Annotated in this window: 18 protein-coding genes; 12 read left to right on the top strand and 6 right to left on the bottom strand. The window is 62.9% G+C overall.

Going from position 1 to position 17850, the window contains the following annotated elements; translation table 11 throughout:
* Positions 1–3131, bottom strand: a 3131-nt coding sequence (gene nifJ / locus ADADOO_RS06925; protein WP_511276164.1) for a pyruvate:ferredoxin (flavodoxin) oxidoreductase, incomplete at its 3' end; no start/stop codon positions are given.
* A gap of 205 nt (positions 3132–3336) precedes the next feature.
* Between nifJ and prfB the strand changes: the two genes are divergently transcribed.
* The 3 genes from prfB to ADADOO_RS06910 all read left to right on the top strand — a co-directional run bounded on the left by prfB (position 3337) and on the right by ADADOO_RS06910 (position 6069).
* Positions 3337–4441, top strand: a protein-coding gene (gene prfB / locus ADADOO_RS06920) for a peptide chain release factor 2 (RefSeq protein WP_511276162.1) whose coding sequence is annotated in 2 segments (ribosomal slippage) — positions 3337–3417 and positions 3419–4441 — 1104 coding nt in all. Because the reading frame shifts where the segments join, the coding sequence is not laid out codon by codon here.
* Between the two features lie 18 nt (positions 4442–4459).
* The gene (locus tag ADADOO_RS06915) at positions 4460–5707 is read left to right on the top strand and encodes a hypothetical protein (RefSeq protein ID WP_511276160.1); all 1248 of its coding nucleotides are present in this window, start codon (positions 4460–4462) and stop codon (positions 5705–5707) included.
* Between the two features lie 5 nt (positions 5708–5712).
* Entirely contained in the window at positions 5713–6069 is a 357-nt protein-coding gene (locus ADADOO_RS06910) for a cupin domain-containing protein (RefSeq protein ID WP_511276159.1), read from the top strand.
* A 152-nt stretch (positions 6070–6221) separates the two neighbouring features.
* Here ADADOO_RS06910 and ADADOO_RS06905 read toward each other — a convergent pair whose 3' ends face one another.
* The 5 genes from ADADOO_RS06905 to ADADOO_RS06885 all read right to left on the bottom strand — a co-directional run bounded on the left by ADADOO_RS06905 (position 6222) and on the right by ADADOO_RS06885 (position 10304).
* Positions 6222–7403, bottom strand: coding sequence for an acetylornithine transaminase (locus ADADOO_RS06905; RefSeq protein WP_511276157.1), 1182 nt, complete (start codon positions 7401–7403; stop codon positions 6222–6224).
* Between the two features lie 206 nt (positions 7404–7609).
* Positions 7610–7960, bottom strand: a complete 351-nt coding sequence (locus ADADOO_RS06900; RefSeq protein WP_511276155.1) for a hypothetical protein — start codon at positions 7958–7960, stop codon at positions 7610–7612.
* Positions 7957–8895, bottom strand: a complete 939-nt coding sequence (locus tag ADADOO_RS06895; RefSeq protein WP_511276154.1) for a nucleoside recognition domain-containing protein — start codon at positions 8893–8895, stop codon at positions 7957–7959. The genes ADADOO_RS06900 and ADADOO_RS06895 overlap by 4 nt, the downstream gene beginning before the upstream one ends.
* 198 nt (positions 8896–9093) lie before the next feature.
* Positions 9094–9735, bottom strand: a complete 642-nt coding sequence (locus tag ADADOO_RS06890) for an NrsF family protein (RefSeq protein WP_511276152.1) — start codon at positions 9733–9735, stop codon at positions 9094–9096.
* Positions 9732–10304, bottom strand: coding sequence for a sigma-70 family RNA polymerase sigma factor (locus ADADOO_RS06885; RefSeq protein ID WP_511276150.1), 573 nt, complete (start codon positions 10302–10304; stop codon positions 9732–9734). Before ADADOO_RS06885 ends, ADADOO_RS06890 begins: the two co-directional genes overlap by 4 nt.
* A 146-nt stretch (positions 10305–10450) precedes the next feature.
* Between ADADOO_RS06885 and ADADOO_RS06880 the strand changes: the two genes are divergently transcribed.
* The 9 genes from ADADOO_RS06880 to ADADOO_RS06840 form a co-directional block, all read left to right on the top strand.
* On the top strand, positions 10451–11047 hold the full coding sequence (locus tag ADADOO_RS06880; protein WP_511276149.1) for a cytochrome b/b6 domain-containing protein: 597 nt from the start codon (positions 10451–10453) through the stop codon (positions 11045–11047).
* A gap of 12 nt (positions 11048–11059) precedes the next feature.
* Positions 11060–11848, top strand: a complete 789-nt coding sequence (locus ADADOO_RS06875) for a molybdopterin-binding protein (protein WP_511276147.1) — start codon at positions 11060–11062, stop codon at positions 11846–11848.
* Positions 11849–11918: 70 nt separating this feature from the next.
* Positions 11919–12182 (top strand): pentapeptide MXKDX repeat protein, encoded by a 264-nt coding sequence (locus ADADOO_RS06870; protein WP_511276145.1) that lies wholly within the window; start codon positions 11919–11921, stop codon positions 12180–12182.
* A gap of 118 nt (positions 12183–12300) precedes the next feature.
* Positions 12301–12963: a peptide-methionine (S)-S-oxide reductase MsrA gene (msrA, locus tag ADADOO_RS06865; protein WP_511276143.1), complete on the top strand. Its 663-nt coding sequence runs from the start codon at positions 12301–12303 to the stop codon at positions 12961–12963.
* Positions 12964–12979: 16 nt separating this feature from the next.
* Positions 12980–13312: a hypothetical protein gene (locus ADADOO_RS06860; protein WP_511276141.1), complete on the top strand. Its 333-nt coding sequence runs from the start codon at positions 12980–12982 to the stop codon at positions 13310–13312.
* Between the two features lie 228 nt (positions 13313–13540).
* The gene (lysS, locus tag ADADOO_RS06855) at positions 13541–15046 is read left to right on the top strand and encodes a lysine--tRNA ligase (RefSeq protein ID WP_511276140.1); all 1506 of its coding nucleotides are present in this window, start codon (positions 13541–13543) and stop codon (positions 15044–15046) included.
* Positions 15047–15168: 122 nt separating this feature from the next.
* Positions 15169–15663 carry a hypothetical protein gene (locus ADADOO_RS06850; RefSeq protein ID WP_511276139.1) on the top strand — a complete coding sequence of 165 codons (495 nt, stop codon included), beginning with the start codon at positions 15169–15171 and terminating at the stop codon, positions 15661–15663.
* Positions 15663–17588 carry a bifunctional tRNA (5-methylaminomethyl-2-thiouridine)(34)-methyltransferase MnmC2/FAD-dependent 5-carboxymethylaminomethyl-2-thiouridine(34) oxidoreductase MnmC1 gene (gene mnmC, locus ADADOO_RS06845; RefSeq protein WP_511276137.1) on the top strand — a complete coding sequence of 642 codons (1926 nt, stop codon included), beginning with the start codon at positions 15663–15665 and terminating at the stop codon, positions 17586–17588. Before ADADOO_RS06850 ends, mnmC begins: the two co-directional genes overlap by 1 nt.
* Before the next feature lie 60 nt (positions 17589–17648).
* The coding region (locus ADADOO_RS06840) for a PLP-dependent transferase (RefSeq protein WP_511276135.1) at positions 17649–17850 on the top strand (202 nt) is incomplete at its 3' end.

Here is a 17850-nt window from a genome sequence, read left to right as displayed (position 1 = left end):
GCCAGATCCTTCTTGCGGTTGGGCTGGCCGCCGGCTGCGAACTTGGCGACGGCGCCGCGTGGCGTGGCCTTGGAATTCTGCCCGCCGGTGTTGGAGTAGACCTCAGTGTCGAGGACGAGAATATTGACGTCCTCACCCGACGACAGTACGTGGTCAAGGCCGCCGAAACCGATGTCGTAGGCCCAGCCATCACCGCCAATAATCCACACGCTGCGCCGGATGAGGTATTCGGCGACGGCGGCGAGCTGGGCGGCAGCGGGCGTGCCAATCGCCGACAATTTCGCCTGCAGTTGTGCCACCCGTTCGCGTTGCTCGTGAATGCCGGCTTCGCTTGTCTGGTCGGCGTCAAGCAGCGCCTGCACCGGGCCGTCGCCGATTTCCAGCGCCATGGCGCGCAATTGCCCGCGTGCCGCATCGCCCAGCTTGTTGGTGCCGATCCGCATGCCGAGGCCGAATTCGGCGTTGTCCTCGAACAGCGAATTGCTCCAGGCCGGGCCGCGGCCGTTGGCGTCGGTGGTGTACGGCGTAGCCGGCAGGTTACCGCCGTAGATCGACGAGCAGCCGGTGGCATTGGCGACCACCATGCGGTCGCCGAAGAGCTGCGTGGCGAGCCGGATGTAGGGCGTTTCGCCGCAGCCGACGCAGGCGCCGGAAAACTCGAACATCGGCTGCAACAGCATCGAGCCGGGAATGGTGTTGCGCTTGGCAACGGTGCGGTCGTAGTCGGGCAGCTTGAGGAAAAAGTCCCAGTTCTCGGCTTCCGGCGCGCGCAATGGCGCCTGCTCGGCCATGTTGAGCGCCTTGCGCGAGACGTTGGATTTGTCGCGGATCGGGCAGACCTCGACGCACAGCGTGCAGCCGGTGCAATCCTCGGGCGCCACCTGGTAGCTCATCTTCCAGCCGGCCGGGTAATCCTTGCTGCGGATGGCCATGGTCTTGAAGGTCGCCGGCGCCTCGGCAACCAGCTCGGGCGGGAAGGCCTTGGCGCGGATGGCCGAATGCGGGCAGACGAAAACGCACTTGCCGCACTGGGTGCACAAGTCGGTTTCGAGGACCGGGATTTCGAGGGCCAGATTGCGCTTTTCGTACTTGGCGGTGCCGGTCGGGAAGGTGCCGTCGGCCGGAAACAGGGAGACCGGCAGGCTGTCGCCCTTGCCGGCGATCATCGGCAGGGTCAGCTTGCGAACAAACTCGGAGGCTTGCTGGACGGTGCGCTGGCTGACACGAATTTCGGCGGTGGCGAACTCGGCGGGCACCGGCACTTCATGCAGACAAACCAGCGTCATGTCGATGGCCCGGTAATTCAGTTCGGCGATGCGCCGGCCCTTGCGGCCGTAGGTCTTTTCGACAGCATGCTTGATCGCGGCGATGGCCTCGTCCTGCGGCAAGATGCCGGAAATGGCAAAGAAACAGGTCTGCATGACCGTGTTGATGCGCCGCCCCAGGTCGGCTTCGAGGGCGACCTGGTAGGCGTCGATGACGTGAAAGCGGATGCGCTTGGCGATCATCTGCTGCTGCATGGCGGCCGGCAGTGTCGCCCACACCTTGTCGGCCGGCACCGGCGTGTTGAGCAGGAAAACGGCGCCCGGCGCGGCGTGAACCAGCAAGTCGTGGGTTTCGAGGAAGAGCGGCTGGTGGCAGGCGACGAATCGGGCGTCGCCCTCGCCGGTCAGGTAGGTCGAACGAATCGGCTGCGGCCCGAAGCGCAGGTGCGAGACGGTCATTGCGCCCGACTTCTTGGAGTCATAGACGAAATAGCCCTGGGCGTGCAGATCGGTTTCGTCGCCGATGATCTTGATCGAATTCTTGTTGGCCGAGACGGTGCCGTCCGAGCCCAGGCCGTAGAACACGGCGCCAAAGGTTTCGCGCACGGCGTCGGTGCGGAAAGCCGGGTCGGTGGGCAACGAAAGGTGGGTTACGTCGTCGTTGATGCCGACGGTGAAATGGCGTTTGCCCATTCCCACGGTCAACCGGAAAAAAACGGCAAAAACCATAGCCGGCGTGAATTCCTTCGAGGCCAGCCCGTAACGCCCGCCGAGCACTTTCGGCATGGTCGCAAAACGCGGCGACTCGCTGCCGGCATCTTCGGCCAGGGCGACTAATACATCCTTGAACAGCGGCTCGCCGTCGGCGCCCGGCTCCTTGCAGCGGTCGAGTACGGCAATTGCCTTGGTCGTCGCCGGCAAGGCAGCGAGCAGGGCCTCCGGCGCCCACGGCCGGTAGAGGCGAACCTTGAGCAGACCGACCTTCTCGCCCCGCCGGTTGAGGTGGTCGACGGTTTCCTGCGCGGTTTCCGCCCCCGAACCCATCATGACGATGACGCGCTCGGCATCGGGCGCGCCAACGTAATCGAACAGCTGGTAGTGCCGCCCGGTCAGTTCGCCGTACTGGTCCATGGCCTGCTGGACGATGACCGGGAAGGCATCGAACCACGGGTTCTGCGCTTCGCGGGCCTGGAAAAAGACGTCAGGATTCTGCGAACTGCCGCGCAACACGGGGTGTTCCGGCGACAAGGCGCGCTGGCGATGGGCGGCAATCAGCGCCGGCGGCAGCATTTCCCGCAATATTTCGTCGTCGACCGTAGCAATCTTGGCCACCTCGTGCGAGGTTCGGAAGCCGTCGAAGAAATGCAGCACCGGCAACCGGCCGGCCAGCGTCGCGGCCGAGGCGATGGCCGCCATATCCTGCGCCTCCTGCACCGAGTTCGACGAGAGCAGCGCGAAGCCGGTGCCGCGCGTCGCCATCACGTCGGAATGGTCGCCGAAAATCGACAGTGCGTGCGTCGCGACGGTACGGGCGGCGACATGAAAAACCGTCGGCGTCAGTTCGCCGGCGATCTTGTACATGTTGGGGATCATCAGCAGCAAGCCCTGCGACGCCGTGAAAGTCGTCGCCAGCGCGCCGGCCTGCAGGGCGCCGTGGACAGTGCCGGCGGCGCCGCCTTCGGACTGCAGCTCGACGACGCGCGGCACGCAGTCCCAGACATTGGTTTTGCCCTGCGCCGCCCATTCGTCGGACAGCTCGCCCATGCCGGACGAGGGCGTGATCGGGTAAATGGCGATCACTTCGGAAACGCGGTAAGCCACGTTGGCGACGGCTTCGTTACCGTCGATGGTCAGCATTTTGTTCATGTTCAGTCCAGCCCTGAAAAGCGCACCGCCCACGGAGAGGGGCTTCCCCTCATTCTTTTTGTTGCGATGCAGCAAGCCCATTCTACGCCCGCCCTGCAAGCACTTATGCCATTCGGCAGGAAAAATATTGTGTCCCAAAACGCCGCGCGATGCCCCGCCCTAAACCTTTATAATGGCTGGTTTTCAAGTATCTGGACGCCCCATCATGGAAGCCGAACACATCAACAGCATCTCCAACAAGCTCGACGATCTGGCGCAGCGCGCCGCCGAGCTGCGGAGGTATCTTTGACTACGATCAGAAACGCGAGCGCCTGACCCTCCTGACGCAGGAGATGGAAGATCCGAAGATCTGGGATGACGCCAAGCGCGCCCAGGAACTCGGGCGGGAAAAAAAATCGCTGGAAAACATCGTGCTCGTGCTCGAAGAAGTCGACACCGGCATCAACGACGGTCGCGAACTGTTCGCCATGGGCAAGGATGACGGCGACGAAGACACCCTGCTGTCCGTCGAGGCCGACAACGCCAAGCTCGAAGCCAAGGTTGCCGCCCTCGAATTCCGCCGCATGTTCAACAACCCGTCCGACCCGATGCCCTGCTTCCTCGAAATCCAGGCCGGCGCCGGCGGCACCGAAGCCCAGGACTGGGCCTCGATGCTGCTGCGCATGTATTTGAAATATGGCGAGAAAAAAGGGTTCACCGTGGAAGTCATGGAAGAATCCGAAGGCGATGTCGCTGGTCTGAAGAGCGCCACCGTCAAGTTCACCGGCGACTACGCCTACGGCACGCTGCGTACCGAAACCGGCATCCACCGCCTGGTCCGCAAATCGCCCTTCGACTCCGCCGCCCGCCGCCACACGTCGTTTACTTCGGTTTTCGTCTTCCCGGAAGTCGACGACTCGATCGAGATCAACATCAACCCGGCCGACGTGCGTACCGACACCTACCGCGCCTCCGGCGCCGGCGGCCAGCACATCAACAAGACCGACTCGGCCGTGCGGCTGACTCACCTGCCGACCGGCATCGTCGTCCAGTGCCAGAACGACCGCTCGCAGCACCGCAACCGCGATGAAGCCTGGCAAATGCTGCGTGCCCGCATCTACGAGTTCGAACTGCGCAAGCAACAGGCCGAGCAACAGAAGCTCGAAGATGCCAAGTCCGACATCGGCTGGGGCCACCAGATCCGCTCCTACGTGCTCGACCAGTCGCGGATCAAGGATCTGCGCACCAACCACGAAACCGGCAACACCCAGGGCGTGCTCGATGGCGACCTCGATCCGTTCATCGAGGCCAGCCTGAAACAGGGCGTCTAAGACGGCGGTGAGTCAGCCATGACTCGCCTCCTCGGCTGGTTGGTCGGCACGCTGCTTCTGCTCGGGTTGGCCGCCGGCGGGCTGTTGCTGCTGGCGCTCGACAACAAACCGCTGGTCGAGCGCAGCGAAACCATTTCGCAGGCCGCCGTCAATCAGGCCCGCTGGCTGTTCCACACCAACGACCCGCGCCGTCTGCAATCGGGCGAGGCGCGCCGGACCGCCATTCCCGCCGCGTTGATCGACGATGGCATCAACTATCTGGCCAGCCGCAGCCTGCATGGCCGCGGCGCCTTGATGCTCGGTGAAAAAACGGCTGAAATCCGCATCAGCGCGCGTGTTCCGCTACTACCTAGCGCGCCTTACCTCAATTTGCGCGCCACTTTTCGCGAAGGAAAAGGCGAACCGAAGATCATCGCCGCCGCGCTCGGCAGCCTGCCGATTCCGCCAAGCCTGATTGAATCCCTTCTCGCCACAGCGATCCAGGCCGCCGGCTACGGCCAGGAATGGACGCTGGCCCGCCGGGCAGTGCGCGAACTGAGCTTCGAACCGCGCTTCCAGCGCATCGTCGTCGCCTACGTCTGGGAACCGGCCCTGCTCGACCGCGCCCGCGCCAGCGCTTTCAAACCGGATGACCTGGTTCGCATCCGCTCCGCCCATGAATCGCTGGCCGCCCTGCTCGACCACCACGCGCCGGGCCGACCGGTGCCGCTGGTCAACGTCCTGCGCGCCGTGCTCGACATCGACGGCACCGATCAGCACGAAAACCGCCGCGCCGCGCTGCTTGTCCTTGGCGTTTACCTCGCCGAGAAAAATATCGCCTCGCTGATTCCCGAAGCGCGAAGCTGGCCGCAGCTTCGTCCGGTCGCGCTGATGCTGGCCGGCCGCAATGACAGTGCGCAGCATTTCGTCGTCTCCGCCACCCTCGCCGCCTGGGCCGGCGAACCGGTGGCCGACGCCATCGGCGTCTACAAGGAAATGGCCGATGCCCGCCACGGTAGCGGCTTTTCGTTTGCCGACCTGGCCGCCGACCGGGCCGGCACGCGTTTTGGCGAGTTGCTGGGCCGCCGGGATGGGCGGCTGGATGCACTGCTAAAACGGGACTTCGCTGACCGCGATCTCATTCCGCAGATCAGCGACCTGCCGGAATCGATCAGCGCCGCCGACTTCCAGCGCCAGTTCGGCAACACGAGCAGCCCGGCCTATCGGCAACTGACGGCAGAAATCGAACGCCGCCTTGACGCCGTGCCACTCTACACACCGGAGTGACGATGATGGACAACCTGTTTGCCGATCTTCCATCCCCCAAGGGGACTTCCTTCGGGGCGCGGTCAACCGGAAATAATGAGCAATTTTCAAATCTGCTCAACCGCCCCGGCCTGCGTATTGAACGCATTGTTTCCACTGGCCAGTGCAGCCCGGAGGGCTTCTGGTACGACCAGCCCGAGGGCGAATGGGTGGTGGTTTTGCAAGGCCAAGCAAGGCTGCGTTTCGAAGATACGCCGGAACCTGTCCGGCTCAATCCCGGCGATTTCATCGACATCGCCCCGCATCGCCGGCACCGGGTGGAATGGACAGACCCCAAGCAGCCGACGGTCTGGCTGGCCGTTCATTACGCGGCCGAGAAATAAGTATCCGGAAAACAAACCTCGTCGTGGCTGTTCGCTAAGCCACCGTCAAGGCTTCCGCGTGGAGATCACGGCGAAATCGAGCATCGCCGAGATGGCACCGCCCCGCCCGAGCGCCCGCTCCGGGTGTTCCGGGGCGCGGGCTGACTCATGATTCAGCCCTGCAGCAGGGCGTCGAGCATGGTAATCATCTGGTCGATCTCGGCCTCGGTCACATTCAGCGCCGGCATGAAGCGCAGCAGATTGGGGCGCGGCGAGTTGAGGAGCAGGCCTGTCGGTCCGCCCTCAAGCGCCCGGCGGACGATGTCGGGGCCGCGCTCATCAGCCAGCACCAAGGCGCGCAACAGGCCGGAACCGCGTTCGCCCGGCAAGCCATGTTTGGCCGACAGTTCGCGCAGGCGCTTCGACAGATATTGCCCGCGCGCCTCGACGCCAGCCAGGAAACCCGGCGCCAGCAGGCGCTTGAGCACCGCCGCGCCAACCGCCGTCATCAGCGGGTTGCCGTTGTAGGTGCCGCCCTGATCGCCCGGCTCGAAGCAGCAGATTTCCTCGCGGGCGAGCAGCGCCGCCAGCGGCACGCCGCCGCCGATGCCCTTGGCCAGCGTCATGATGTCCGGCGCGATGCCGGCGTGTTCGTAGGCAAACAGCTTGCCAGTGCGGCCCATGCCGGTCTGCACTTCATCGACGATAAGCAGGATGCCGCGTGCCGTGGTCAGCTCGCGCAGCGCCTTGAGAAATTCGATGTCGGCCGGGATCACCCCGCCCTCGCCCTGCACCGGTTCGAGCATGACGGCCACCGTTTTTGGCCCGATTTTCTCGTTGACCGTAGCAATGTCGTTGTAAGTCGCCTTCGGGAAGCCCGCCACCTGCGGCGCATAGATCGTGTCCCAGCCCGCCTTGCCGGAAGCCGACATGGTCGCCAGCGTGCGCCCGTGGAAGGAATGGCCGAAGGTGATGATCTCGTAGGCGCCGTCCTTGTGCAGGCGGCCCCATTTGCGGGCCAGCTTGATCGCCCCCTCGTTGGCTTCGGCGCCGGTGTTGGCGAAGAAGACGCGGTCGAACACCGAATTGGCCGTGAGCAGGCCGGCCAGTTCGATCATCGGCCCGTTGTAGAAAGCCGGGCTCGGGTTGATCAGCTTGCCGGCCTGGGCGGCCAGCGCCGCAGCGATTTCCGGCGGGCAGTGCCCGAGCGTATTCACCGCCCAACCCTGGATGAAGTCGAGATAAGCCTTGCCCTGATGGTCGTAAAGCCACGACCCTTCGCCGCGCTCGAAAACGAGGTCGGGACGGTTAGTGATGCTCATCAGGGAATCGGTGTTGCCGGCGTGGTATTGCATGGTCGGTTTTCCGTGAAAGAGTGCTGGAATGCTAAGCCCGCGATATTACTGAATTACGCGCGGCTGTATCGAGCTCGCCAATCGGCCAGGAGCGCCGCCAAGGTAAATGGTCGGAGTGAAATCCCTGCACTTGCAAAAGTTCGTTTGAAGTAACCTAGGCTGGCGTTCACCGGTGTTGCCAGCGCAAAAGATCGCGCGAGTGCCCGCTATTTCCGGATCGGCTGATTGCGCCCCGAAAGCTCATCGCTCATGCGCATGGCCGCATCGCTGATCTGACCCGTCGGATTCCGGCTGCAGTATTGATTCAGTTTCAATTCCAGCGTGCTGCTCGAAAAACTCGAAACCTGCTGGTTCGGTAACGCGTAGTTGTGCCCGGACAAAAAGCCGCGCACCCAGACGACGTAGGCGGCGCGCTGGTCGGGGTCATCCTTCGATTTGGTCCATGCGGCGCAGGACATGTCGTCGAAACCGAGGAGGTTCACGGACGCCGAGGCGCTGGCCATCATCAGGCCGGCAGCGACAGCCAGGGTCAAGCGGGTCAATTGTCGTCGGTTCATACGGCGAGTATATGTCCGACAGTGCGTACTGCGATACCGATACAAGCACCGAGGGCGGCCGGTTTCCACACCGCCGCGATGCGCGGCCCGGCAGAAATCAGCACGGCGACACCGGGCAGATCGAAGGGTGAAATCAGGAAGCCGGCGCTGGCGTTGAGCAATTCGACGCTGATCTGGCCGGCTTTGCGCATGTCGTCCATGACCCCCATCATCGCCGTGCCGCCGGCCATGTATTTGGTCAGCGTCGGCAGGATCAGCGCGCTATCGATCGAAGCGGCGGTCAACGCCGGCGCCAGCAGGCGGGTCAGCGCATCAATGGCGCCACCGCTGCGCAACGCGGTGACGACAACCAGCGACAGCACGAGCATCGGAATGGCCCCGACGGAAAGCTTGAACGCCTCGGCCCCGGCCCGGTTGATCACATCGAGCACGCCCTTGGCGCTCTCGGCGACCGGATGATGCAGCGTTTCGTCGAGCCGGCTTTCGCTGTTCGATAGCGCTCGGCCGAACAGGTAATAAGTCGCCGCGGCCGCGGTCAGGCCGCCGATCAGCGAATACGTCAGGGTCAGCGCCAGATCGAGGCCCATGGTCATCATCGGCAGCGCTGCGTTGGCCTGCGCCATGGCGAAAACCATGGCCAGCGTGGCGGCGATGTGGCGGTCGGAGGCGCCGCGCTGTTCCATCATGGTCAGCGTCGCCATCGGGGCAGCGAAGCTCACGAAATTGATCTGCACGGCGGCAAAGACGCTCAGCCCGGTCAGGCCAACCGGCTTGAGCAGTGGGGCGAGACGGGCGACGACCCAATCGAGCACACCGCGCGCTTCGAGCAGGCGCATGAGCGAGAGCATGACGACCATGACCGGGAGCAGGACAAAGAAGGCCAGCTCGACGGCGGAACGGCCAGCCTTGAGGATGATCTCGATGAGGATTTCCATAGGGGCGGATTATGGCATTGGCCAATGTTGCTTGTTCTTTCGGCTTGGGCTTCCGCCTGGCTGGCGGACGCATGTCCCACGGTCAACCGGAAAAAAGGCCCAAAAATGAAATCCCGCTAACGCCCGCGGCGAGCCGGCCAAGCCAACTGCAAAATCGAATTCCGGTTTTGCCCCCGCCGATACGCCGCCAAACGCCAGCTACCAGCGCAGAACGGAGTTTCCGAGCAAGGCACCGACACCCGCCGGAATCAGCGCCCCCAGGAGATACCAGAAGGCAATGAACGGCGCCCCCATTTCAGGGCAATGCAGACAATAAACGACGGCGGCAACCGAGCCGGAAAGCAGGCCGGCGGCGAATCCAGCCAGTCGCGGCCGGGTTGGCGCCAGGTCCTGCATGGTGCGCAGCACGGCGGCAAACACCGGAACCGAGAGCAGTGCAATCAGCAAGGGGCAGGATTTCCAGGTATCGCCATAAAACAGCTTCGAGCGCTCGATCGGTTCGGCCTCGATCAAGGTGAAGGCGGCAATGGCCCAGATGCCAAGGACGGGGAGAGCGAGCGCGACCGGCACCCAGTTAAGCTCCGCCCCCGGCCGCGACAGGCGGAGCGCGGCAAACAGGCTGCCGGCGGCAAGACTGGCGACAAACCCGACCTTGACCCAGAACATCGGCAGCAGGAGCGCTTGACCGAGATCCTGGCGGACCTGCAGCAGCAGGAGCATGAGTAGGGTGGCACCCGCCGCGCCCCAGCCGACGGCAACCACGTAGCGCTGTGCCGCAGGCGGTTGCGCGACGGCTCCGGCGCCGGTTGCCAGCAGGGTGATCAGATCTTCAGTTTTCATGTGATGCCTCGTATCTTTGCTGCGAGTGCCTTCAGGCCTCGATGGACGCCAACCTTGATGGCTGACTCCGACATGCCGGTCATTTCGGCTGCTTCCCTAACTGACAATCCTTCCAGCTTGGTGTGCATGATCGGCAGGCGAAGCTGGTCGGGCAGGTCGGCCAGCAACTTGTTCAGATCCCGTCGCGCCTCGGCGGCATCCGAATCGGCCGTGGTGAATAGTTCCATGTCCTCCTCCAGCGGATCGTTCAACATCTCATGCCCGGCCCGCCGCCGGAACAGATCGACCAGCTTGTAGCGGGCAATGGCCTGCACCCAGGCCGACAACGGCTGAGCGCTATCGTAGGTATGGCGCTGGTTATGGACGGCAAGGAGCGTTTCCTGCACGAGATCCTCAATTTCGTCTGGCAAACTGACCAGGCGTCTGCGCAGGAAGGCGCGCAGATGCGCACTCAATTCCGTCAAAAACACCTGATAGGCGGCGTTGTCGCCGGCAAGACCGCGCACCAGCAGATCCTTCAGGCGATCTTCCCTGGCACGAAACCCTGCTTCTCTGTTTATTCGTTGCATTGATGCCTTTGGTTACATCAGCCGGGAAAAATACCTGCTGCCGTCACGGGAAAACAAATATTGCCCCAGCTTGTAACCAATCGCCACCTCCGCCCGAACTACCTTGCAGACACAACAGCAAAAGGGACCTCGCCAAGAGGCAAGCAATGGCCAACGACACCAATCTCATTCACCCACTCTGGGTGCGCCTGACGCATTGGATCAATGCGCTCGCCATCGTCATTCTGGCAACCAGCGGCTGGCGCATCTATGACGCGTCGCCCTTTTTCGCCTTGGAAATTCCCCGGGAGATTACGCTGGGTGGCTGGCTGGGCGGTGCCATTCAGTGGCATTTCGCCGCGATGTGGCTGCTCGTCGGCAACGGCCTGGTCTACCTGGCCGGCAATGTCATCAGTGTACGCCTGTGGCATAAATTCTTCCCGCTATCGCCGCGCGCCTTTTTCGCCGATATGCTGGCCGCCCTGAAAGGCAGCTTGTCGCATGCCGATTTGAGCCACTACAACATGGTGCAACGCGCCGCCTATTTGTTCGTGATGGTCGATTCGGTACTGCTCGTGCTGTCCGGCCTGGTCCTCTGGAAATCGGTGCAGTTCCCCATTTTGCGCGAACTGCTCGGCGGTTACGAAGCGGCGCGCCGCGAACATTTCCTGGCGATGGCCGCGCTGGTCGCCTTCGCCGGCATTCATCTGCTCATGGTGGCGCTGGTTCCCCGCACGCTGCTGGCCATGATCCGCGGCCGTTAGAGAGCAATCGACATGATCAGGAAACCTTCCCGGCAACTCGCCATCGATGGCGACCTCGTACTCAAGGACGCAACGAAGGAGATCGCTCGTCGCCTTGACCAGCCGACCCGGCGCGCCTTTCTGCAACGCTCGCTGAGCCTGGGCGGTCTGTCGCTGCTCAGCGGTTGCAGCCTGGTCGATGAAAGCAGCGTCGAGAACGCGCTGATGACAGTCTCCCGCTTCAACGACACGGTCCAGGCTTGGCTATTCGACCCCAACCGCCTGGCCCCGACCTATCCGGATTCGATGATCACCCGCCCCTTCCCGTTCAACGCCTACTACGGCGAGGACGAGATCCGCGAAGTAGACGAGGAAAGCTATCGCCTGGAAGTCACCGGCATGGTCGCCGACAAGCACGCCTGGACGCTGGCCGAGTTACGCGCCATGCCGCAGGCCGAGCAGATCACCCGCCATATCTGCGTCGAGGGCTGGAGTGCCATCGGCCAATGGGGCGGTGTGCCCTTCGCCGATTTCTTGCGTCGGGTCGGCGCCGATCTGAGCGCCAAATATGTCGGCTTCAAATGCGCTGATGACTACTACACCAGCATCGACATGCCGACCGCCCTGCATCCGCAAACGCTGCTGACGCTGACTTATGACAGCCAGCCCTTACCGCCGCGTTACGGCTTTCCGATGAAGCTGCGCATGCCAACCAAGCTCGGCTACAAGAACCCGAAACACATTCAAGCCATTTTTGTCACCAACACCTACCCCGGGGGCTACTGGGAAGACCAGGGGTACAACTGGTTCGGCGGCAGTTGAGCGATTGCGCACAACAGCCCTGAATAACCGGCATTCCTGCCACGATTTACCAACCACAACGGAGTCCACCATGAAAACGATCATTTCCAGCATTTTCGCCGCCTGTTTGATGCTTGCCGGCAGTACCGCTTTCGCCGACGACATGATGAAAAAAGACGCCATGGCCACCGACGGCATGGCCAAGGATGGCATGAAGAAGCCAATGGACAAGGACCATATGGCCAAAGACGGCATGAAAAAAGATGCCATGGCCAAGGATGGGATGAAGAAGGACGCCATGAAGAAAGACGGCATGGCCAAAGATGGGATGATGAAGGACGAAATGAAGAAGTAGTCGCCAATGGTGGGGTACAGCGCCGCAAGCTGGCCCCATCGACGTCCTGGCAAGCCAGTCCGCCGTACACAAAACGATACTGGCCGGCTGGCCAGGCACGGTGAATCAGGAGTGAATCATGACCTTTCTATCCCGTTCGACAAAAACGGGCCGGCTGGTACTGCTTGCCAGACTGGTCCTTGCCCTATTGATCCCCGTCCATGGCGCTTCGGCGATTGCCGAAAGCAAGGCGGATAACCCGACGACAAGCTTGCAGACCGCAGTTTTTGCCGGCGGCTGTTTCTGGGGCGTCGATGCGGTGTTCAAGCACGTCAAGGGCGTCGCCGGCGTCGAATCCGGATATGCCGGCGGCGCTGCCGACAAGGCCAGTTACGATGCGGTCAGCCGTGGCCGGACGGGCCATGCCGAAGCTGTTCGCGTTCGTTTCAATCCGGCGCAGGTTTCGTATCAGCAGTTGCTGCACGTGTTCTTTTTCGTCGCCCATGACCCGACACAACTCAACCGCCAAGGTCCGGATGTCGGCAGCCAATATCGTTCGGCGATTTTCTTCACCGATCCCGAGCAGCAAAAAGCGGCAACCGAGCAGCTCAAAAAGCTGACCGCGGAGCGCACTTTTGGCAAACCCGTCGTTACACAAATCGCTGCGCTGCAGCAGTTTCATCCCGCTGAACCGTATCACCAGAACTATCTGGCCCTGCACCCCAGCCAACCCTACATCGTGATCAACGACCTGCCCAAGATCGAGCATCTCCGGCGCCGGTTTCCGGATCTGTATCAATAGGCTCGCGGAAAGTCGCATGCTTGGCCCTGTCGCAGGTTCATTGCCGACGACTCAGGCATCGGCAGTGAGTTCCGCTACCAATCTGCGAGCCCAGCTGGCGAGATATGAGGCGGAGCTTGCCAGTTGGGAAAACTGCCCGTCGTGCAAAACCACCGAGGGGAAGGCCAAGATCGCCGAAATCGCGGGAAAGATCGGCGCTGTCAAACACCGCATGGAAGCTGCCGAGCTGTCAAAACAGGACGCCAGCCGGCTTCGCCCCAATCAAAATGAGGCACTCAACAGCGCGGCAGCTGTCGACTCGGCATCGCCTGCCAACGGCGTCGGCAGCCTGGTCAACGTCTATGCCTGATTGAGGGTACTGGCTGTAGCGCCAATTGATAGACGGCGAGCGCCCGTGACATCCCCTCACCATTGGTCGCTGGCAGTCCAATTGTTGCTGAAGGATTTAATCGGCTGCGACACCGAAAATCCAACCGAAACAAGCGCAACCAACCTTGTCCCCAATAGCCAAAATCGGCGAAAATCAAAGGTTCTTGGCATTTGCCCACAGCGCCTCCCATTTTCCCAAGGATTCTTCATGTCCAACCCCGAACAGCAAGCCCCGGTCCAGCAGGACGAAAACCAGCTCATCGCCGAGCGTCGCGCCAAACTGGCCGAGTGGCGAAAGTCCGGGAAAGCCTTCCCGAACGACTTCCAGCGCGAGAACACGGCGGCCAAGGTGATCGAGGGCTATGGCGAGAAATCAGCCGAGGAACTCGAAGCGCTGCCGATTGAGGTCAAGGTCGCCGGCCGCCTGATGCTCAAGCGGGTCATGGGCAAGGCATCATTTGCCACCATCCAGGATCTGTCGGGCCGCATCCAGATTTACGTGACGCGCGACCGCGTTGGCGAAGCGGTTTACGCTGATTTCAAGACCTGGGACCTGGGCGACATCATCGGCGTGCGCGGCATCCTGATGAAGACCAAGACTGGCGAACTATCCATTCAGGCCGCCGAAATCCGCCTGCTGACCAAGTCGCTGCGCCCACTGCCCGACAAGTTCCACGGCCTGGCCGACCAGGAAATGAAGTATCGCCAGCGTTACGTCGACCTGATCATGAACGAGGAAACCCGCTTCACCTTCCGTGCCCGTTCGGCCATCGTCGCCTCGATCCGCAACTACATGACCGGCCACGGCTTCATGGAAGTCGAAACGCCGATGATGCACCCGATCCCCGGCGGCGCCTCGGCCAAGCCTTTCGTCACCCATCACAACGCGCTCGACATGCAGCAGTTCCTGCGTATCGCCCCGGAGCTGTACCTTAAACGCCTCGTCGTCGGCGGTTTTGAAAAAGTTTTCGAAATCAACCGTAATTTCCGCAATGAAGGCTTGAGCCCGCGGCACAACCCGGAATTCACGATGATGGAATTCTACGAGGCCTATGCCAACTACCACACGCTGATGGACTTCACCGAAGGCCTGCTCCGCCACGCTGCGCACGAAGCTCTGGGCAAGGAGGTCTTCATTTACCAGGGCCGCGAACTCGACCTCTCCAAGCCCTTCCATCGCCTGACCATCTGCCAGGCCATCCAGCGTCAGCATCCGGAATTCACCAACGCCGAATTGGCCGATGCCGAGTTTCTCAAGGCCAAGATCAAGGCCTTTGGCGAGCCGGTCAAGCCGGGCGGCCTTGGCAGCCTGCAACTGCAGTTGTTCGAAGCCTGCGCCGAAGCGCAGTGCTGGGAACCGACCTTCATCATCGACTATCCGGTTGAAGTCTCGCCGCTGGCCCGTGCCTCGGATACCGATCCGGAAATTACCGAGCGTTTCGAGCTGTTCATCGTCGGCCGGGAAATTGCCAACGGGTTCTCCGAGCTGAACGATGCCGAAGACCAGGCGGCGCGCTTCCAGGAGCAAATGAAGGCCAAGGATGCCGGCGATGAGGAAGCGATGTATTACGACGCCGATTTCATCCGCGCGCTGGAATACGGGCTGCCGCCGACTGGCGGTTGCGGCATCGGCATCGATCGGCTGATCATGCTGCTCACCGACGCTGCCGCCATTCGCGATGTCATCCTGTTCCCCTCCATGCGCCCCGAGTGATGCGTGGCTGCGCTTGCCAACTCGACGTTGCCGACGACCTTGCATAGCTTGCTATGCGGCGGCCGTCGGCGCCTTGATTTGGCTGCGCTCGCTCACGCATCGGGTTTTCCCGGTAATTTCTGATGCAAATTCGTCAGCTTCAAGTCGCTTGCGACCAACTGCAGGATCGTCTGCTTCTGCGCATCTCGACGCAGGACGACGAGGAATACCGGATCTGGCTGACCCGGCGTTTCTTGCGCGAACTATGGCCGCACCTGTCGCGGCTGGCTGGGAAGCAGTCGGCTGCAACGCCAATTGTTGGCGATCTTCCCGGCGACGACGCGGTCAACTTTGACGAGCTTTTTTCCGACCAAAACGCCACCTTTCCGCTCGGTTCGACGCCCCTACTTAGCAGTGAAGTCAAGGTCGACACCCTGAGCGACGGCACGTTTAACCTGAGTTTCCGCGAAGGCCGGGAACGCAGCTTCCAACTTGCGCTCGATGGCGATCTGCTGCAAACCCTGTGCGCCATGCTGCGCGCCGGCGCCGAGCACGCGCAATGGAATCTGGGGCTCGACGATGCCCCGGCAACAGCGAGCACACCGCCAAACTTAGACCGTTACTCGCGCCTGCATTAGTGCAAAAACTGCAGCCCGCCAAGCTTGAATTCGTCGCCCATGGCACGCCCTATTCGGCTGCTTTCGACGATGTCTATCACTCCGCCCACGGCGGCCCGACGCAGGCCCGGCATGTTTTTCTCGGCGGCAACGAACTGCCGCAACGCTGGCAGGGGCGCGACCGTTTCGTCATTCTCGAAACCGGCTTCGGCACCGGGCTGAACTTCCTCGCCACCTGGCAAGCCTGGCGCGCCGACCCGCAGCACTGCCGGCGCCTGCATTTCATTTCCTGCGAAAAATTCCCGTTGACCGTGGCAGACCTCGTCACCTGCCAGCAAGCCTGGCCGGAATTCGGCGACCTCGCGGCGGCGCTGCAAAAACACTGGCCGCCGCTGGTCCCCGGTCTGCATCGCCTGCACTTTGCCGGCGGCCAGGTTACGCTGACCCTGCTCTTCGGCGACGCCACGACCCATCTGCGCGCCGTCGACGCCTCAGTCGACGCTTTCTTTCTCGACGGCTTTTCGCCCGCCAAAAACCCCGAACTGTGGTCGCCGCAATTCTGCAAAGGCCTCGCCCGGCTGACCGCACCGGGCGCCACGCTGGCCACCTGGTCGGTTGCCGGGCACGTCCGCCAAGCGCTGAAAGACGCCGAATTCGACGTCGAAAAGCGCCCCGGCTTTGCCGGCAAGCGGCAGATGCTGGTCGGCCGCTTCCGTTCGCGCCGGCCGGATCGTCACCTCGCGCCGAGCGATCGCCGGGCCATCGTCATCGGCGCCGGCATTGCCGGCAGCACCACGGCCTACGCGCTGGCCGCCGCCGGCTGGCAGGTTACCGTGCTCGAGCAGGCCGCCGCCCCGGCCACCGGCGCCTCAAGTAACCTGGCCGGCATGCTGCGTCCGCTGCCCAGCGCCGACGACAACCGCCTGTCACGCCTGACCCGCGCCGGCTTCCTCGCCACTCGCGCCCTGCTCGCCGGCCTGCCCGGCGCTCGCTGGTCGCCCTGCGGCGTACTGCATCTGGCGCGCGAAGCGGAGCACGAAGCGCAGCAAAAGCGCGCCGTCGAACAACTCGGCCTGCCGCCCGAGCTCCTCCGGTTCGTCGACAGGGAAGAAGCCAGCCAATTGCTCGGCCAACCGGTGACTATCGGCGGCTGGTGGTTCCCGAATGGCGGCTGGGTCCAACCGCCCTCGGTTTGCCAGGCCGCACTGGCTGCTTTTCCCGAAAAAATCACGACCCGCTTCAATGCTACGGTCAACCGGATAAATCAGGTAAAAACGCGGCCAAAAACGGAATGGCAAGCGCTTGATGCAGCCGGCAACATTCTGGCCGAAGCCCCGGTCCTGGTCATGGCCAGCGGTGCCGCCGCCCCCAATTTCGAGCAATTCGCCTGGCTCCCCCAACGTTCCGGCCGCGGCCAGGTCAGCCATCTGCCAGCGGTCGCCAGCCTGCCGCTCAAGGCCGTGCTCTTCCAGGTCGGCTACGCCGTTCCGGCCATCGACGGCACGCAGCTGATCGGCGCCTCGCTATCCTACGAAGACGACGAAGCAGCCGAGCGCGAATCCGACCACGCCGACAACCTGGCCCGCCTGCGCCTGACCCTGCCCGACTTCGCCGCCGGCCTCGACCCGGCCGCGCTGCACGGCCGCGTCGGCTTCCGCCCGATGTCGCCGGACCGCCTGCCCATCGTCGGCGCCGTGCCGGATACCCTGGCCGCCACACCCAACACGCGGCTGCACAACATCCCGCGCCTGCCCGGCCTGTGGTGTGTCCAGGGCTTTGGTGCGCGCGGCATCGTATGGTCGGCGCTGATGGCCGACCTGCTGCTCAGCCAGATCGAAGGCGAACCGCTGCCGCTGGAGCGCGACCTCGTCGATGCCCTCGACCCCGGCCGCTTCATGATCAAGGCGGCGCGCCAATCGGGCGCCGATGATGAGCGCGGCACGTAGGGCGGACAACGCCTGCTAAACTTCGTATTTTTACCCGCAAAAACAAAGAGAGAGACACGCATGAAGATCGAAACCATCGCCGTCCATGGCGGCTATTCGCCCGACCCGACGACCAAGGCCGTCGCCGTCCCCATCTACCAGACGACCTCCTACGCCTTCGACAGCACCCAGCACGGCGCCGACCTGTTCGACCTCAAGGTCGCCGGCATGCGGTGGTCCCGGTCGTTTGGACAGCCACCGGGCAGGAATAAGCTAAGGCCGG

The organism is Azonexus sp. (assembly GCF_036170495.1).
GTDB lineage: Bacteria > Pseudomonadota > Gammaproteobacteria > Burkholderiales > Rhodocyclaceae > Azonexus.
The sequence above is the reverse complement of the archived record's forward strand: the minus strand, read 5'-3'. Positions and strand labels throughout refer to the sequence as shown.

Bases quoted from the DNA above. Each gene is read 5' to 3' on its own strand.
- lysS (WP_511276140.1), top strand. From the start codon at position 13,541: ATGTCCAACCCCGAACAGCAAGCCCCGGTCCAGCAGGACGAAAACCAG.
- ADADOO_RS06910 (WP_511276159.1), top strand. From the start codon at position 5,713: ATGGACAACCTGTTTGCCGATCTTCCATCCCCCAAGGGGACTTCCTTC.
- ADADOO_RS06860 (WP_511276141.1), top strand. From the start codon at position 12,980: ATGCTTGGCCCTGTCGCAGGTTCATTGCCGACGACTCAGGCATCGGCA.
- ADADOO_RS06915 (WP_511276160.1), top strand. From the start codon at position 4,460: ATGACTCGCCTCCTCGGCTGGTTGGTCGGCACGCTGCTTCTGCTCGGG.
- ADADOO_RS06890 (WP_511276152.1), bottom strand. From the start codon at position 9,735: ATGAAAACTGAAGATCTGATCACCCTGCTGGCAACCGGCGCCGGAGCC.
- ADADOO_RS06870 (WP_511276145.1), top strand. From the start codon at position 11,919: ATGAAAACGATCATTTCCAGCATTTTCGCCGCCTGTTTGATGCTTGCC.
- ADADOO_RS06895 (WP_511276154.1), bottom strand. From the start codon at position 8,895: ATGGAAATCCTCATCGAGATCATCCTCAAGGCTGGCCGTTCCGCCGTC.
- ADADOO_RS06880 (WP_511276149.1), top strand. From the start codon at position 10,451: ATGGCCAACGACACCAATCTCATTCACCCACTCTGGGTGCGCCTGACG.
- ADADOO_RS06905 (WP_511276157.1), bottom strand. From the start codon at position 7,403: ATGCAATACCACGCCGGCAACACCGATTCCCTGATGAGCATCACTAAC.
- ADADOO_RS06875 (WP_511276147.1), top strand. From the start codon at position 11,060: ATGATCAGGAAACCTTCCCGGCAACTCGCCATCGATGGCGACCTCGTA.
- ADADOO_RS06850 (WP_511276139.1), top strand. From the start codon at position 15,169: ATGCAAATTCGTCAGCTTCAAGTCGCTTGCGACCAACTGCAGGATCGT.
- ADADOO_RS06900 (WP_511276155.1), bottom strand. From the start codon at position 7,960: ATGAACCGACGACAATTGACCCGCTTGACCCTGGCTGTCGCTGCCGGC.
- msrA (WP_511276143.1), top strand. From the start codon at position 12,301: ATGACCTTTCTATCCCGTTCGACAAAAACGGGCCGGCTGGTACTGCTT.
- ADADOO_RS06885 (WP_511276150.1), bottom strand. From the start codon at position 10,304: ATGCAACGAATAAACAGAGAAGCAGGGTTTCGTGCCAGGGAAGATCGC.